General features: G+C 59.9%; 15 protein-coding genes. 10 read left to right on the top strand and 5 right to left on the bottom strand.

The window, feature by feature from the left end:
• Window positions 1-278, top strand: a 278-nt coding sequence (locus tag ADADOO_RS08585; protein WP_511276726.1) for a hydroxyacylglutathione hydrolase C-terminal domain-containing protein, incomplete at its 5' end; no start/stop codon positions are given.
• Window positions 279-287: 9 nt separating this feature from the next.
• On the opposite strand, the gene ADADOO_RS08580 is transcribed toward ADADOO_RS08585, so the two are convergent.
• Genes ADADOO_RS08580 through ADADOO_RS08570 form a run of 3 tightly spaced genes read right to left on the bottom strand, consistent with a single transcriptional unit; the run spans window position 288 to window position 2037 of the window.
• Window positions 288-668, bottom strand: coding sequence for a response regulator (locus ADADOO_RS08580; protein WP_511276724.1), 381 nt, complete (start codon window positions 666-668; stop codon window positions 288-290).
• Window positions 668-1609 (bottom strand): diguanylate cyclase domain-containing protein, encoded by a 942-nt coding sequence (locus ADADOO_RS08575; RefSeq protein WP_511276722.1) that lies wholly within the window; start codon window positions 1607-1609, stop codon window positions 668-670. The genes ADADOO_RS08580 and ADADOO_RS08575 overlap by 1 nt, the downstream gene beginning before the upstream one ends.
• A 29-nt stretch (window positions 1610-1638) precedes the next feature.
• A complete protein-coding gene (locus ADADOO_RS08570) occupies window positions 1639-2037 on the bottom strand; it encodes a hypothetical protein (protein WP_511276720.1) in 399 nt (132 codons plus the stop codon).
• A gap of 106 nt (window positions 2038-2143) precedes the next feature.
• On the opposite strand from ADADOO_RS08570, the gene ADADOO_RS08565 reads away from it, so the two are divergent.
• The 4 genes from ADADOO_RS08565 to ADADOO_RS08550 are packed head-to-tail and all read left to right on the top strand — an operon-like array spanning window position 2144 to window position 9626.
• Entirely contained in the window at window positions 2144-5494 is a 3351-nt protein-coding gene (locus tag ADADOO_RS08565) for a DUF748 domain-containing protein (RefSeq protein WP_511276719.1), read from the top strand.
• 7 nt (window positions 5495-5501) lie between these two features.
• The gene (locus ADADOO_RS08560; protein ID WP_511276718.1) at window positions 5502-6833 is read left to right on the top strand and encodes a DNA recombination protein RmuC; all 1332 of its coding nucleotides are present in this window, start codon (window positions 5502-5504) and stop codon (window positions 6831-6833) included.
• Window positions 6817-7248, top strand: a complete 432-nt coding sequence (locus ADADOO_RS08555) for a DUF3293 domain-containing protein (protein ID WP_511276716.1) — start codon at window positions 6817-6819, stop codon at window positions 7246-7248. Before ADADOO_RS08560 ends, ADADOO_RS08555 begins: the two co-directional genes overlap by 17 nt.
• Entirely contained in the window at window positions 7245-9626 is a 2382-nt protein-coding gene (locus ADADOO_RS08550) for a protein kinase domain-containing protein (RefSeq protein ID WP_511276715.1), read from the top strand. The genes ADADOO_RS08555 and ADADOO_RS08550 overlap by 4 nt, the downstream gene beginning before the upstream one ends.
• Window positions 9627-9800: 174 nt before the next feature.
• On the opposite strand, the gene ADADOO_RS08545 is transcribed toward ADADOO_RS08550, so the two are convergent.
• Complete coding sequence (locus ADADOO_RS08545) at window positions 9801-10628, bottom strand: outer membrane protein assembly factor BamD (RefSeq protein WP_511276713.1); 828 nt, start codon at window positions 10626-10628, stop codon at window positions 9801-9803.
• Between ADADOO_RS08545 and rluD the strand changes: the two genes are divergently transcribed.
• The 3 genes from rluD (at window position 10627) to ADADOO_RS08530 (ending at window position 13163) form a co-directional block, all read left to right on the top strand.
• A complete protein-coding gene (rluD, locus tag ADADOO_RS08540) occupies window positions 10627-11586 on the top strand; it encodes a 23S rRNA pseudouridine(1911/1915/1917) synthase RluD (RefSeq protein WP_511276711.1) in 960 nt (319 codons plus the stop codon). The two genes, ADADOO_RS08545 and rluD, sit on opposite strands and share 2 nt — an antisense overlap.
• The gene (gene pgeF / locus ADADOO_RS08535) at window positions 11579-12316 is read left to right on the top strand and encodes a peptidoglycan editing factor PgeF (RefSeq protein WP_511276709.1); all 738 of its coding nucleotides are present in this window, start codon (window positions 11579-11581) and stop codon (window positions 12314-12316) included. The genes rluD and pgeF overlap by 8 nt, the downstream gene beginning before the upstream one ends.
• A gap of 79 nt (window positions 12317-12395) precedes the next feature.
• Entirely contained in the window at window positions 12396-13163 is a 768-nt protein-coding gene (locus tag ADADOO_RS08530; protein ID WP_511276707.1) for a ZIP family metal transporter, read from the top strand.
• Here the strand turns inward: ADADOO_RS08530 and ADADOO_RS08525 are convergent.
• Window positions 13104-13334 (bottom strand): hypothetical protein, encoded by a 231-nt coding sequence (locus tag ADADOO_RS08525; RefSeq protein WP_511276705.1) that lies wholly within the window; start codon window positions 13332-13334, stop codon window positions 13104-13106. The two genes, ADADOO_RS08530 and ADADOO_RS08525, sit on opposite strands and share 60 nt — an antisense overlap.
• A gap of 113 nt (window positions 13335-13447) precedes the next feature.
• On the opposite strand from ADADOO_RS08525, the gene phaC reads away from it, so the two are divergent.
• Window positions 13448-15178 (top strand): class I poly(R)-hydroxyalkanoic acid synthase, encoded by a 1731-nt coding sequence (phaC, locus tag ADADOO_RS08520; protein WP_511276703.1) that lies wholly within the window; start codon window positions 13448-13450, stop codon window positions 15176-15178.
• A 23-nt stretch (window positions 15179-15201) separates the two neighbouring features.
• Window positions 15202-15856: acetoacetyl-CoA reductase (gene phbB, locus ADADOO_RS08515; RefSeq protein ID WP_511276702.1), on the top strand; the 655-nt coding region annotated here is incomplete at its 3' end.

Raw genomic sequence — 15856 nt, 5'->3', positions numbered from 1 at the left:
ATTGCGCCCACGAGTACACCGAGATGAACCTGCGTTTCGCGCTGGCCGTCGAGCCCGAAAATGCGGCCTTGCCGGCGCGCGTGGCGAAGGTTGCAGCGCTGCGCGCGGCGGGACTGCCCAGCGTGCCGTTGACGCTCGGGGAGGAGAAGGCAACCAACCCGTTCCTGCGCTGCGCCGAGCCGGCGGTGATTGCCGCGGCCGAAAAGCAGAATCCCACGGTCAACCGGAAAAAAGCCGCAATTTTCAAAACGATACGCAGCTGGCGCAACGATTTTTAGGGCGTCGCCTTATGGTTTTGTCTGGCGGACGCGATTGCTGACTTTTTCCAGCGTATCGAGCACGCGGGCGGCGTTGAAGGGCTTGATGATGAAGCCGCTGGCGCCGTTCATGATCGATTCCTGAACGGTTTCCGCATCGGAATTGCTGGTCACCATGACGACTTCGGTGGCCGGATTGGCTACCTTGATTGCGCACAGCGCTTCGATGCCGCTCTTCTCCGGCATCATGACGTCCATGCAGACGATGTCCGGCTTCAGGCGCTCGACGACATCAATGGCCGTCTGCCCGTTGCGGGCCTCGCCGACCACGTCGTATTCCTCACCGCGCAGAATGCTGCGCATCATGTCGTTGTCGTCAGCGATGACGATGGAGATGCGTCGTCTGGCCACTAGGTTTCGTCGGCCCGGCAGATGCGATCCCGGCCGTCGTGCTTGGCGTGAATCAGCGCCCTGCTGGCGGCCTGGATCAGGTCGTCCGGCGGGTTGTCGAAACCGGGCGCGGCCGAGGCGAGGCCGATGCTCAAGGTGACTATCCCGCCAGGCGAGGAAGCGTGATGAATATTGAGTTGGTGAACGGCCTGCCGGATTTTTTCAGCCACCATGAGGGCGCCGCTGATCGTCGTTTCGGGCAGGACGACCGCGAATTCTTCGCCGCCATAGCGCGCCACGATGTCGGATGGACGTTCAGTGTGCTGGCCAATCGCCTTGGCGATCTTGCGCAGACACTCGTCGCCGGCCTGATTGCCGTAGGTGTCGTTGTATAACTTGAAGTAGTCGATATCGCACATCATCATGGCGATGCTGTTCGAGTGACGGCGAGCCCGGCGCCATTCGATTGAAATCGTCTCATCGAAAAAACGCCGGTTGGCGACACCGGTCAACGCGTCGATGGAGGAAATGCGCACCAGTTCCTGGTTGGCGGCGTCGAGTTTGCGCGTCAGCGCAATGAGCGATGAGCGCATCAGGACAATGTGCTGCATGGCGCGGATTTTTGCACCGAGCACGACCTCGCTGACCGGCTTGAGCAGATAATCGTCCCCGCCGGCCGCGATACCGTTTTCGACGCTGGTTTCATCGCTCCCGGCCGCCAGGAAAATGATTGGCGTCCACTCGCCCGGGCCTTCCATGGCACGAATGCGCTGGGCGACCCGGAAACCATCCATGTCGGGCAGAACGACATCGAGAAAAACCAGGTCGGGGCGGGTTCTGGCGTATTTCTCCAGGGCCTCTTCGCCGCTTCCGGCGGACAGCGTCGTTGCACCGAATTTACCGACATGCTGGATTGGCAGGTGGAGGTTGGCGCGGCTGTCTTCGACGACAAGAATTTTCATGGTGGTTGCCGAGTCTCGGTCAACGCAGTCTAGCGGCAATATTGGTTGAAGAAAACCAGGGCGGCAATTGAAATGGCGATGGCGGCAACAGCCCAGCCGATTCCCCAGTACAGCGCCCGGCTGGCTTGATAGTGGGCCGCGCATTGCTTGAATTCGAAATAGCGCTGAAATTCGCCAAGGGTCAGCAGCGCGGCCAGCATGAAGAAAATCAAGCCGCAGAACATAAAAATAATGATGCCGTTGGTCAGCTCACGGCAGGCACCGGCCGTCCGGTGGAGAAAGAGCAGGATGCCGTCGGTACGGAAAGCAAAGCTGCCGATAAAAAAGGCCAGTCCGGCAAAAAGGCTGATCAATCCTATGACCAGCCAAGTCTGCCAACGCTTCAGTTGGTCGACGAACCTGGATATTTCTTCGGTGAACCATTTCATGTGTTTTTGCTGATATTTCTAATGTGGCGGTGTGCTAAATTTGGCGGATATAAAACAAGAAGGGCAGATTATCATGGCCGAGTCGACTGCAAGCAATCCTGCAACAATGTCACGCCTGACCGGGGCGCTGAAATCACCGCGCAGCAAGCGAATTGGGAAATGGCTGGCGGCCATTTTTGTGGTTTTCGGGGTGCTCGGTTTTTTCGCTGCGCCGCCACTGCTCAAATCCATTTTGCAGAAACAGCTCTCGACGCAGTTGCATCGCGAAGTCAGCATCGAAAATATCGACATTAACCCGTACGGCTTGTCGGCGAAGATCAGCGGTTTTTCGATCAAGGCCGAGGGCAGCAAGGAAGTGGCCGGTTTCGACGAGCTTTTCGTCAATCTTTCGTCGGCTTCCATTTTCAAGTTGGCTGTCGTCGTTGATGAAATTCGCCTGCAAGGGCTGCGCGTTGCGGTGTCCCGCCTGGCCGATGGGCGTTACGACATTTCCGATCTGCTCGACGAATGGCTGAAACCGAAGGACGAGCCGGAGTCGGGCACGCCGCGCTTTTCGCTCAACAATATTCAGTTGATCAACGGCAAAATCGTTTTCGACGACCAGCCCAAGGGCAAGGTGCATACGATCAGCGATATCAATCTGGCGCTGCCCTTCGTGTCCAGCCTGCCGTATCAGGTCGAAATCCTTGTTCAGCCGTCATTTTCGGCCAATATCAATGGTTCGCCGCTGGCCCTGACCGGCGACAGCAAGCCCTTCTCGGAAACGCGCGAAAGCGAGTTGAGCCTCGATCTGGATCGTTTCGATCTGGCCGGCCTGCAGCCCTACCTGCCAGATACGCTGCCGTTCCGGCTCACCTCGGGAAGCCTCGATAGCGAACTGAAGGCGATGTTTAAGGAGGTTTCCGACAAGGTCTATTCCGTCTCGGTAGTCGGTGCTGCCCATGTTTCCGGAATGGTGCTGACGGAGAGCGAAGGCCAGCCGCTGCTTGGCTGGAAGCGTCTTGACGTCGAACTCGACAATGCCGACCCGATTAACAGCAAGGTCGCCGTCAAGCGGGTCGGACTCGATGGCCTGGATGTCGCTCTGGCGGTCAACAAGCAGGGTGAGCTCAATGTCATGCGGGTTGCCGACAAGCTGACCAAGTCGGCCAAGCCTGCCGCAGCAACGCCGGAGCCCAAGCCGGCACCGGCCAAGCCGTTTGAATGGTCGGTCGGCGAGTTCGCGCTGACCAACGGCCTGATCCGCTGGCAGGACGAATCGAATCTGACGCCGGTGGCCGGCGAAGTGCGCAATCTGCTGGTCAGCGTGGGCAAGGTCGACAGCAAGCTGGTCGAGCCGATTGAAATTGGCGAGGTGAGCTATCAGATCGACCTCGGCGAGCGTTTCCGCGTCGAGAAAATGGCCATCAAGGGTGTCAAGGTCGATCTGCCGGCCCACCGCGTCGATATCGCCGAAGTGACCAATAACGGAACTCGCGCCCGCATGCTGCGCAACAAGGCCGGCAAGATCGAGTGGGTCAGTTCGCCGGTGCTCAAGATTGTCCGGGCGACCAATGCCGAGAAGGACACCAAGGCCAAGGCGGTGGCCGAGGCAACCGGAACGCAGGAGTGGATCGGCAAGGTGGGCAAGCTGTCCATCGAAGACCTTGGTTTTCGCTTCGAGGATCGCTCACTGCAGCACGTCGCCGTGCAGGAAATCGAGGGGTTCAATCTGCTCGGCCAGGAGCTGACCAATGAGCCGAACAAGAAGGGCTCGATTACGCTGCAGGGCAAGATCAACAAGAAGGGCAGCCTCAACGTCGGCGGCAGCCTGCAGATCTATCCGCTGGATGTCGCCGTCAAGGTCGACACCGTGGCCATCCCGCTGCTGCCGCTGGAGCCGTACTTCGGTCAGTTCCTGAACATTTCGCTGACGCGCGGCCAGGTGTCGAACAAGGGTGAGATCACGGCCAAGCTCGATACGGCTGGGTTGAAGGCTGGCTACAAGGGCTCCTTCACGCTCGGCGACTTTGTTGCGGTCGACAAGCAAAACAGTGCCGATTTCCTCAAATGGAAGTCGCTGTACTTCGGCGGTATTGATTTCCGGCTCGAGCCGATGGCGATCAACATCGGCGAAATTGCCCTGACCGACTATTTCTCGCGGCTGATTCTCAACAAGGAAGGCCAGCTCAACGTCGCCGAGATCGTCAAGAAGCCAGCCGGCGAGGCGGCTAAAAAGGAAGAGCCGAAGCCTGAAACCAAGGTGGCGGCCAAGGATGGACCGCCGGTCAATCCGCTTCCGATCAAGATTGGCAAAATCACCCTGCAGAACGGCACGGTTAATTTCTCTGACCTTTTCGTCAAGCCGAACTACACGGTCAACCTGACCAAGCTGGGCGGACGGGTGACCAATCTGTCGTCGGCCGCCGATACCGTGGCCGACATGGAGCTGCGCGGTCGCTACGCCAATTCGGCTCCGGTGCAGATCCTGGGCAAACTCAATCCGCTGGCGGCCAAGTCCTACCTCGACATCAAGGCGGACATCACCGGCGTTGATCTGGTCGGCTTCTCTCCCTATTCCGGCAAGTACGCCGGCTACGCGATCGAGAAGGGCAAGCTGTCGCTCAACGTCGCCTACAAGCTGGAGAACAACCAACTGGCGGCCGAGAACCGGCTGTTCATCGACCAGTTTACCTTTGGCGAAAAGATCGAGAGCCCGGATGCAACGAAGCTGCCGGTCAATCTGGCGATTGCGCTGCTCAAGAACAACCGGGGCGAAATCGATCTCAACCTGCCGATTTCCGGTTCGCTGGACGATCCGCAGTTCTCGATTGGCGGGCTGATTATCAAGGTCATCGTCAATTTGTTCGTCAAGGCCGTGACCTCGCCATTTGCCCTGATCGGCTCAATGTTCGGCGGTGGCGACGAGTTGTCGAATATTGAATTCGCGGCGGGGCGTGCCACGCTCAACGACGCTGCCGGCAAGAAGCTCGAAGTACTGGCCAAGGCGCTCAACGAACGCAATGCGCTGAAGCTGGAAATCACTGGCCGGGCCGATCCGGAAGCCGACCGCGAGGGGGCCAAGCGGGCCGCCCTGGAACGCGCCATGCAGGCGGAAAAGCTCAAGGATCTCAAGAAGGCGGGCGAAGGCAAGTCGCTCGAAGAGATCGAGATTGCGCCAGCGGAAAGCAAAACCTACCTGACCCGCGCCTACAAGGAAGCCAAGTTCCCGAAACCGCGCAACATGATTGGTCTGCAGAAAGATTTGCCGGTCGAGGAAATGGAAAAGCTGATGCTGACCAACCTGCCGGTCAGCGACGACGACGTGAAGGCGCTGGCGGCGCGCCGGGCGGAAACGGTTCAGGGCTGGCTGGTCGACCAGGGCAAGGTGCCGCCGGAGCGGGTTTTCCTGTTGCCGCCCAAGGTCGAGGCCGATGACAAAGGCACGGCCAGCCGGGTCGATTTCTCACTGAAATGAGCCGTTGATGAGTCAAACGATGGGGCTGGCGCTGATCGTCGGCGTCGTGGTCGTCATTCTGTTGCAGGTGGTGCTCTTGCTGCGCGGCAACCGGCCGCACGATAACGACCGCTTCCGGATGCTGCAGGAAGCTCAGGAAAAGGGCCTGATGCGCCTTGAGCGCGAATTGCGCGAGGAGCTGGCACGTGGCCGACGCGAGGTGGCCGAAGAGGCTTTTCGTGATCGCGAGGAAAGGGCGCAGTCGTCCACCTTGCTGGGTCAGGCGCTGACCGCGCAGGTTGGGCAGTTTGGTGCCGCACAGGCCGAGCGACTGGAGGCTTTCGCGCGCGAGCTGAACCGCTTTTCGCTGGGCCTCGACGAGCGTTTCGAGCGTTTGAAAATAGCCGTCGAATCCCGGTTGACCGCAATACAGGCCGACAACGCCAACAAGCTCGAAGAAATGCGGCGGACGGTCGATGAAAAGCTGCATGCAACGCTTGAGCAACGTCTCGGCGAGTCGTTCAAACTGGTTAGCGACCGGCTCGAACAAGTACATCGCGGCCTCGGCGAAATGCAGATGCTGGCGGCCGGCGTCGGCGACCTCAAACGGGTGCTGACCAACGTGAAAACGCGCGGCACCTGGGGCGAGGTGCAACTTTCGGCCCTGCTCGAGCAGTTGCTGACCGCCGAGCAGTTCGCCAGCAATGTGGCGACCAGGCCGGGCAGCAACGAACGTGTCGATTTCGCCATTCGCCTGCCGGGCAAGGATGACGGCGCGGTCGTCTGGCTGCCGATCGATGCCAAGTACCCGATCGAGGATTACCAGCGCCTGCTCGACGCGCAGGATCGCGGCGATCCGGCCGGGGTCGAGGAGGCGTCGCGGGCTATCGAAACCCGCCTGAAGAACGAAGCGAAAAGCATTCACGAGAAATACGTGGCACCGCCGCACACCACCGATTTTGCCTTGCTCTATCTGCCGCTCGAAGGGCTTTATGCCGAGGCATTGCGTCGCCCGGGCCTGGCCGAAACCCTGCAGCGTGACTGGCGGGTTAGCCTGACCGGGCCGACGACGCTGGCGGCGATGCTCAACAGCCTGCAGATGGGTTTCCGTACCCTGGCCATCGAGCAGCGTTCGGCCGAGGTGTGGGCTGTACTCGGTGCCGTGAAAACCGAGTTCAGCAAGTTTGGCGAGGCGCTGGCCCATACTCGGAAGAAGCTGGACGAGGCGAGCAACAGTATCAGCAAGGCGGAAACGCGGACGCGGCAACTGACGCGCCGCTTGAAGGAAGTCGAGGCGCTGCCGGTGGCAGAGGCCGAACAATTGATCGGCGTGGCGGATTTCGATGGTGAAGACGAGTGAACTGGAAGCCGCCTACAAGGCGACGACTTATCGGGTGTACCTGCCGGGCGGCACCTGCCAACTGCGCATCGGTCAGCCTTGCGAAACCCTGCGTTGCTGGCTGGAAGCGGCAGGGTGCGCCGAGTTTGCATTGATCACGGCGCACAATCCCGGCGGCGAGCAGGCCGATGCGGCAATCAACGCCGAGCGTCAGTCGCAACTGGAGTGCGAATTGCTGGAAGGCAACTACGAACCCTATGCGGCGCAGCATGAAGCCGATGCCGAGGGCTGGCCGAGCGAGGAAAGCTGTTTCGTTCCGGATATTTCGCCGGAAGATGCCTGCGCCCTGGCCGCCGAGTATGGGCAGAATGCCGTGGTATGCGGCGGCGCCGATGCCGTTCCCCACCTCGTCTGGATAGAAGATAGCGAAAAATGAGCAAAAAAATCGGCCGTTTCGAGGTCCGTGGCGAGTTGGGGCGGGGCGCCCAAAGCGTGGTCCATCTTGGTTTCGATCCCCAATTGCAGCGCGAAATCGCCATCAAGACCCTGCATTTCGCCACGCCTGATCCGGAGCACAAGGGCGTGCTGCTCAACGAGGCGCGCGCGGTCAGCCGGATGCGCCATCCGGGCATCGTGCCGATATTCGAAGCGGGCGAGCAGGACGGCGATCTTTATCTCGTCTTCGAATACGTGCCGGGCAAGAGTCTGGGCGAGTTCCTGCAGCAAAGCGGCGCCTTGCCGCCGGTCAAGGCCATTTCGATCCTCCGCCCGATCCTCGATGCTGTCGCCTACGCGCACGGACAGGGGGTCATCCACCGCGACCTGAAGCCGTCGAACATTCTGCTCGACGACAACGGCACGCCGCGCGTCATGGATTTCGGCATCGCGGCACGGGTTGATGCGTCGAGCGATCCGGCCGACTGGATGACCGGGACGCCGGCCTACATGGCACCCGAATACATTCTGCACCGCGAGATCAGCCCGCGCTCGGACGTTTTTGCCGCCGGCCTGATTTTTTTTGAAATGCTCACCGGGCGCCGGGCCGCGGCCGGCGACAGCGTTGGCGCGATTATGCAGCGCCTGGCGCGGGAGGACATCAAGCTGCCGGCAGATGCTACGGTCGACGAGCCATTGAGTGCCATTTTGCACAAGGCCCTGGCGCGCGACCCGGCGCTGCGTTTTCAGACGGCTGCCCAGTTCGGCGAGGCGCTGGACAACTATCTCGACCCCGAAGACGAGGTTCCGGCTGGGGCCGGCGGCCGCCAGGCAACACTCGAGTTCCTGCTCCGCCGGATGCGCCACAAGAGCGATTTCCCGGCGCTCTCCGAGTCAGTCAGCGCCATCAACCGGATCGCCAACAGCGAGACCGAAAGTATCGACAAGCTGTCGAACACCATCCTCAAGGATTTCGCGCTGACCAACAAGTTGCTGCGCCTGGTCAATTCGGCCTATTTCCGCCAGGCCGGTGGCGGCAGCATTAGCACCGTGTCGCGGGCGGTCGTCGTGCTCGGCTTCGAGGCCGTGCGCAATATCGCCATTACCGTCCTGCTCTTCGATCATCTGCAAAACAAGGCCAACGCCACCCAGCTCAAGGAGGATTTCCTGCGCGCCAACATGGCTGGTGTATTGGCCAAGGATATTGGCGCGACGGCGCGTATGCGCGACCTGGAACAGTCGTTTATCTGCTCGCTGTTTCACAGCCTGGGTCGATTGCTGTCGCAATATTATTTTCCGGAAGACGCCGAAGAAATTCGCCGCGTCATCGGGCAAAAGGATTGCAGCGAGGACATCGCAGCCAAACAGGTACTCGGCATTTCCTTTGAGGAAATTGGGATAGCCATCGCCAAAGTCTGGGGTTTTCCGCCCTTGATCGTCACCTCAATGCGGCGTTTGCCTGCCGGTAAAGTCAGCAAGGCGGTCGATCAGGAAGATCGCCTGCGCACGCTAGCCGGTTTTTCGAACGAATTATGTGACGTCATCGCGCTGGCTTCACCGGAACTGCGCGATCGTGAACTGAAGAAAACCATGGCGCGTTTTGCCGATGCTGTCACGTTGGGCCAGAACGAGGTGATGCAGACCATTCAGCGTGCCGTCGAGGAGGTCGCCGATTTTGCCCGCATCATTCACCTCAATCTCCAGCAAACGACGTTCGGCAAGCAGATGCGCCTGTTCGCCAAAGCCGGCGCCGATGACAAGGCCGCTGCCGCCGATCTGGATGGCAGCGACTTTGCCGATGGCACCGTCATTCACGAAGGCGATCCGCTCGTCGGCCTTGAAGGCGGGCCGGGGGCGTCGGCCGTCGATGCACAGTCGGTGCTGACGGCCGGTATTCAGGACATCAGCAACACGCTGATCGATGGTTTTCAGCTTAACGACATCCTGCGCATCATCCTCGAAACGATGTACCGGGCGATGGGCTTCAAGCGCGTCGTGCTCTGTATCCGCGATGCCAAGGCCGGCGTCATGCAGGGGCGCTTCGGCTTTGGGGCGGATGCCAACGAGGTGGCGAAGGCTTTCCGCTTCCCGTTAAGTTTTACGCCGGATATTTTCCATGCCGCAACGTCGAAAGGCGTCGACCTGCTGATCAGCGACATCAATGACCCGAAGATCGCTTCCCGCATTCCCGAGTGGTACCGCAAGGCCGTACCGGGCAATTCCTTTGTCCTGTTCCCGCTCAATATCAAGGGTAATTCGGTGGCGCTCATCTACGCCGACCGCGACGAGCCGGGGGGCATTTCGATTCCGGAAAAGGAATTGCAGTTGCTGCGGACGCTGAGGAATCAGGCGATTCTGGCCATCAAACAGGGGTCGTGAATTCGCGTTTTTTTCCGCGCTTGAGGCGCGGCGTACTTTCTTTTGCTTCGCCAAAAGAAAGTACGCCCGCCCGCAAGGCGGAACCCCAAGCCAATTACCTGAACACCAATCCACCAAAAAAGAAGGCCGCCCTGATTGGCGGCCTCATGATGCATTCTGCCTAGGCAGACACGCTTACCAGAGCTGCCACCAAGCCGTCTTGCTCTTCAGTCCATCCTTGTAAAAACTGCTGTTCGGGAAATTTTTCTTCATCACGCGATCAGCGTCATCGCGCAGGTCGTTCATGCCCATCTTGTCATAAGCGGTGACCATGATGAACATCGCTTCTTCGATGGCCGGGGCCTGCGGATAGGTCTTGATCGCGTACTGGCTACGGTTGGCCGCGGCAATGTAGGCACCACGCTTGAGATAGTAGCGCGCGACGTGGACTTCCAGCGAGGCCATCGCGTTGATCAGATAGTTCATGCGCAGCGTGGCGTCCGGCGTGTACTTGCTGTTCGGGAAGCGATTGGCCAGTTCCTTGAAGGCATCGAAGGCTTCGTGTGCCGCCTTGGGGTCGCGCTCGGTCGGGTCCTGGGTGCTGATCAAGGCGGTCAGGCCGAGGTCTTCGTTGAAGTTGACCAGACCTTTCAGGTAGTAAACATAATCGACGGCCGGGTGACTCGGATGCAGCTTGATGAAGCGGTCGCAGGCGGCCAGGGCCGAACCGGGTTCGTTGGCTTTCCAATATACGTAGCCGAGCTCTAGCTGGGCCTGCTGGGCATAGCGGCCGTAGGGGAAGCGGGCTTCCAGCTTCTCGAGCATTTTTGTTGCTTTGTCCCAGTTGCCGTCGACCTGCGCATCCTTGGCTTCGCCATAGAGCTTGCCAGCTGACCAGCCGGCGGTTTCGTCGATTTGGTCGGGCATCAAGCCGCAACCTGCGATAAATGCGGCAACGAAAACAGCCACGGCCACGCGGAAGAGAGCGGGGAATGACTGGAATGCAGGTAAACTTCGCACCATGAATGATGATCCTGTTGAAAACTCCGGCGATTATAGCCGAACTGAACCGCTCCACCTGACCGTTCCTGACGCGAGTTACGGTCGCCGTCTTGATCAGGTACTGGCCGAGCTGCTGCCCCAGCATTCCCGCAACCGACTGCAGGCTTGGGTGCGCGACGCCTGCGTGCTGGTCGATGGCAAGGCCGAGACTGAACCCAAGCGCAAGATGATGGGTGGCGAAAAGCTGCTGGTCAGCGAGCCGACCGATATCCGCAACCAACCTGAACTGCCTGAAGACATTCCGCTCGATGTCGTCTTCGAGGACGAAACCCTGCTCGTCATCAACAAGCCGGCCGGGTTGGTCGTCCACCCGGGCAGCGGCAACTGGAGCGGAACGCTGATGAACGCGCTGCTCCATCACGTGCCGGGGATCGAAGTGGTGCCGCGCGCCGGTATCGTGCATCGTCTGGACAAGGACACCAGCGGCCTGCTCGTCGTCGCCAAGACGCTGGAAGCGCAGACCGATCTGGTTCGCCAGCTGCAGGCGCGAACGGTGCGGCGCATCTACCTGGCCCTGGCGGCCGGCGCGATGAAGCACGAAGGGACGGTCAACGAGCCGATCGGCCGGCATCCGTCGCAGCGCATCAAGATGGCCATCGTGCCGGAAAACCGGGGCGGCAAGCCGGCAATTACCAATATCCGTATCCTCGAACTCTTCCCCTACACGACCTTTGTCGAGTGTTCGCTGGAAACGGGGCGGACGCACCAGATTCGGGTGCACATGGCGGCCATCCACCACCCGCTGGTCGGCGATCAGGTTTATGGCAAGCACAACCCGAAGCTGCCCGAGTTTCCGCGGCAAGCCCTGCACGCAACGCGCCTCGGCCTCGTCCATCCGCTGACCGGCCTGAAAATGCAGTGGGAAGTACCGATGCCGGAGGACATGCGTGATCTTCTCGATTCCCTGCGCTATGGCTAATCTGCTGATTCCGGATTGGCCGGCGCCAGCCCGGGTCCGCAGCTTGCAGACGTTGCGCGGTGCCGGTTGCAGTCCGGCGCCGTGGGACAGTTTCAACCTCGGCGATCACGTCGGTGACGATCCGGCCCATGTCGCCGCCAATCGGGCCGCCCTGCGCGATCATTTGCCGGCTGAACCGGCGTGGCTCAAGCAGGTGCACGGCATTGCCACGGTCAACCCGAAAAAAAGCCCAAAAATGAAAGAGGCCGATGCCGCCTTCACGCGGGATTCCGGCGTCGTTTGCGCCGTGATGACGGCCGATTGCCTGCCTGTTCTTTTTTGCAACCGGGCCGGGACGGTGGTTGCTGCCGCCCATGCCGGCTGGCGCGGGCTGGCGGCCGGGGTGCTCGAAGCGACGATCCGGGACATGGCTGGGCCGAGCAGCGAATTGCTCGCCTGGCTGGGGCCGGCGATCGGCCCTTCGGCCTTCGAAGTCGGTGATGAGGTTCGCGCCGAATTTGTCGCCCACGATGCACTGGCGGCTCAAGCCTTTGTCGCCCATGGGTCGGGAAAATGGCTGGCTGACATTTATCTGCTGGCTCGCCAGCGGCTGAATGCGGCTGGCGTTGGTTCAATCAGCGGTGGCGACCGTTGCACCTTCGGCGAAGCAGCCGATTTTTTTTCCTACCGCCGCGACGGCCTGACCGGCCGCATGGCGACGCTGATCTGGCTGGCCCCCGAATCGTTCTGATCAGCGGGCCGCAAAGCGGATTCCGGATTCCCCGGTCGGCCGGCGTATAATCTGCGCCTTTCCCAAGCTGTATACCCCCGTGAGCACTCTTTCCTGGATCATTGCCGTGGCGCTGGCTGGTGGCGCCTTGAGCGTATTGGCGGCCGCTGCCGTGAGTCTCGCGCTTGGTGCGCACCGCATCAGCATGCTGATTTCCTACGCTATCGGCGCCCTGCTCGGCGCGGCTTTTCTGGAAATCCTGCCGCACGCGCTCGAACACGGTGACGTGCATCGGACGACAGCGACCGTCCTGTTCGGCATCATGGCGTTTTTCGTGCTCGAAAAACTGGTTCTCTGGCGCCATTGTCATCACGATCACTGTGAGGCCCACGACGCTCACGCGCCGGCTCACGACCATGGACGATCCGGCCTGCTCATCCTGGTCGGTGACACCTTCCATAATTTTGTCGATGGCATTCTGATCGCCGCTGCCTTTTTGCAAAGTACCGAGCTGGGCATCGTCACCGCGATGGCCATCATCGCCCATGAAATTCCGCAGGAGGTCGGTGACTACCTGATCCTGCTCCATTCCGGTTACAGCAAGCTACGGGCGCTAGCCTTCAATCTATTGTCCAGCCTGGCCACGATGGTGGGTGCCATGCTGGCTTATTTTGCCCTGGCCGAGCTGACTGAGTGGATTCCATTGCTCCTCGCGCTCGGTGCGGCGAGCATGATCTACGTTGCGGTGGCCGACCTGATTCCCGGTCTGCACAAGCGTTCCGAACTGAAGGAATCGATCCTGCAGGTGCTATTGATCGGCCTCGGGATTGCCTCGATCGCCATCGTCCAGGCGCTGGTTGGCGAGTGATTCGCGATGTGCCCGGCGCTGCCGCCGGGCCTTGCTGCCGCCCAGCCAGAGCAGCAGCGAGCAGGGCATCAGCCCGTAAAACAGGAATGAAATGATGCCGGCGACGATGCTGGGTTCGTTGACGGCAATTAGCAATGTTACGTAAAGCCAGCCGATTGCAACAATGTACATATTAGGTGCCTCGCAGGGCCCCTAATTATGCATGCAAATTCATTGACAGCGCTGAATCGGGTATGCAGAATCCAAAGGCTCAAACCCCGACAACAACAGAGACGAGTCTTCCCATGGCGCAGGGATCGAACAATAACGACGCATTTGCGGGTTCTGCCGCGCAGTTCATGCAAAACGGGCAGAGCATGATGCAGCAATTCATGGACTATCTTGGCAAAGCTGGTGCGCCGGCTGGCCCCCTGCCTTCGCTGGCGGTCGATCCGCAGGCGCTGACGGCGCTGCAAAAGCAGTTCATGGATCAGCAGATGTCGCTCTGGCAGTCGGTCCTCAACAAGCAGCAGGGGCAGGAGCCAGCCTTCAAGGTAGCGCCCGAGCCGGGCGACCGTCGTTTTTCGGCGCCCGAGTGGAAAGAAAGCCCAATCTACGACTACCTGCACCAGGCCTACCTGCTCAACACGCAGTATTTGAAGCAAATGGTCGAGGTGATTCCGGCCGAGGATGCGAAATCCAAGGAGCGCATGCGCTTCCTGGCGCGCCAGATGGCCGACGCCATGGCGCCATCCAATTTTGCCGCGACCAACCCCGAGTTCATCAAGCTGGCCCTGGAAACCAAGGGTCAGAGCATTACCGACGGTATCAACAATCTGCTAAAGGATTTCGAGAAGGGGCGTATCTCGATGACCGACGAGTCGGTGTTCGAGGTCGGCCAGAATATCGCGACGACCGAAGGCGCCGTCGTCTACGAAAACGAGTTGATGCAGTTGATCCAGTACGCGCCGCTGACGCCCAAGGTCGGGACGCGCCCGCTCGTTGTTGTGCCGCCGTGTATCAACAAGTTTTACATCATGGACCTGCAGCCCGACAACTCGCTGATCCGCTTCATGGTCGAGCAGGGCAACACGGTGTTTCTGGTTTCCTGGCGCAATCCCAAGGAAGGGCAGGGCCATCTCGGCTGGGACGATTATCTTGAGCAAGGGCCGATCGCGGCGCTGCAGGTTGCCCGGGAAATAACCAAGGTCAAGCAGGTCAATGCCCTCGGCTTCTGTGTCGGTGGGACTATTTTGACTTCGGCGCTGGCCGTCCTCAAGGCCCGTGGCGAAGATCCCGCCGCCTCGCTGACGCTGTTGACGACGCTGCTTGATTTCTCCGATACCGGCGAAATCGGTCTGTTTATCGACGAAAAGGGTGTTGCGGCTCGTGAAAGCACAATCGGCAAGGGCGGTCTGCTACCGGCACGTGATCTTGCCAACACCTTTTCCTTCCTGCGTGCCAATGACCTCGTCTGGAATTACGTCACCGGCAACTATCTGAAGGGCGAGAAGCCGAAGGCTTTCGACCTGCTTTACTGGAATTCCGATTCGACCAACCTGCCGGGTCCGTTCGCCTGCTGGTACATGCGCAACATGTATCTTGAAAACAACCTGCGCGTGCCAGGCAAGCTCGCTATGTCCGGAACCAAGGTCGATCTCGGCCAGCTTGAGATGCCGGTCTATTTGCTGGCGACGCGTGAAGATCACATCGTGCCGTGGCACTCGGCCTATCAGAGCACCCGCATTCTTGGTGGCAAGGTACGTTTCGTGCTCGGCGCATCCGGCCATATTGCTGGCGTGATCAACCCGGTCAGCAAGAACAAACGTAGTTATTGGGTGAACGAAGATCTCAAAAACGATGCAGAAAACTGGTTGACCGTGGCAGAAGAGAAGAAGGGAAGCTGGTGGGCCGACTGGGCAGGCTGGCTGAAGCCGTTGTCCGGAGAACAGCGGGCACCGCGCAAACCGGGAAATGCCAAATACAAGCCGATTGAACCGGCGCCCGGCAGATACGTCAAGGAACGCGCGGTATAAAAACTTCTCGAGAGGCTATAACAATGTCGCGAGTTGCACTGGTTACGGGAGGCATGGGTGGTCTCGGCGAGGCCGTCTGTATCAAGCTGGTTGCCCTGGGTTTCAAGGTCGTCACGACCTATTCGCCGGGCAATGCCAAGGTTCAGGACTGGCTCAAGGGAATGAACAACATGGGTTACGGTTTCAAGGCCTACCCGTGCGATGTGACCAATTTCGAGTCGGCTCGCGAATGTGTCGAAACCGTGAGTCGGGAGGTCGGCCCGGTCGATGTGCTGGTCAACAATGCCGGCATCACCCGCGACATGACTTTCAAGAAGATGACCAAAAGCGACTGGGATGCCGTCATTCATACCAACCTCGATTCCGTTTTCAACATGACCAAGCAGGTCATGGACGGCATGATTGAGCGCAAGTGGGGGCGTGTCATCAACGTCTCATCGGTCAATGGCCAGAAGGGCGCTTTCGGGCAGACCAACTATTCGGCGGCCAAGGCCGGCATGCACGGCTTCACCAAGGCCCTGGCCCTGGAAGTCGCCAAGCAGGGGGTGACGGTCAATACGATTTCTCCGGGCTACATCGGCACCAAAATGGTGACGGCGATCCCGCAGGAAATTCTCGATTCTAAAATTCTGCCGCAGATCCCGGTCAATCGACTGGGCAAACCGGAAGAAATCGCCG

This window comes from Azonexus sp. (assembly GCF_036170495.1).
Classification (GTDB): Bacteria; Pseudomonadota; Gammaproteobacteria; order Burkholderiales; family Rhodocyclaceae; genus Azonexus.
Note: the sequence above shows the minus strand (reverse complement) of the source record. Positions and strands in the feature narration are given on the sequence as shown.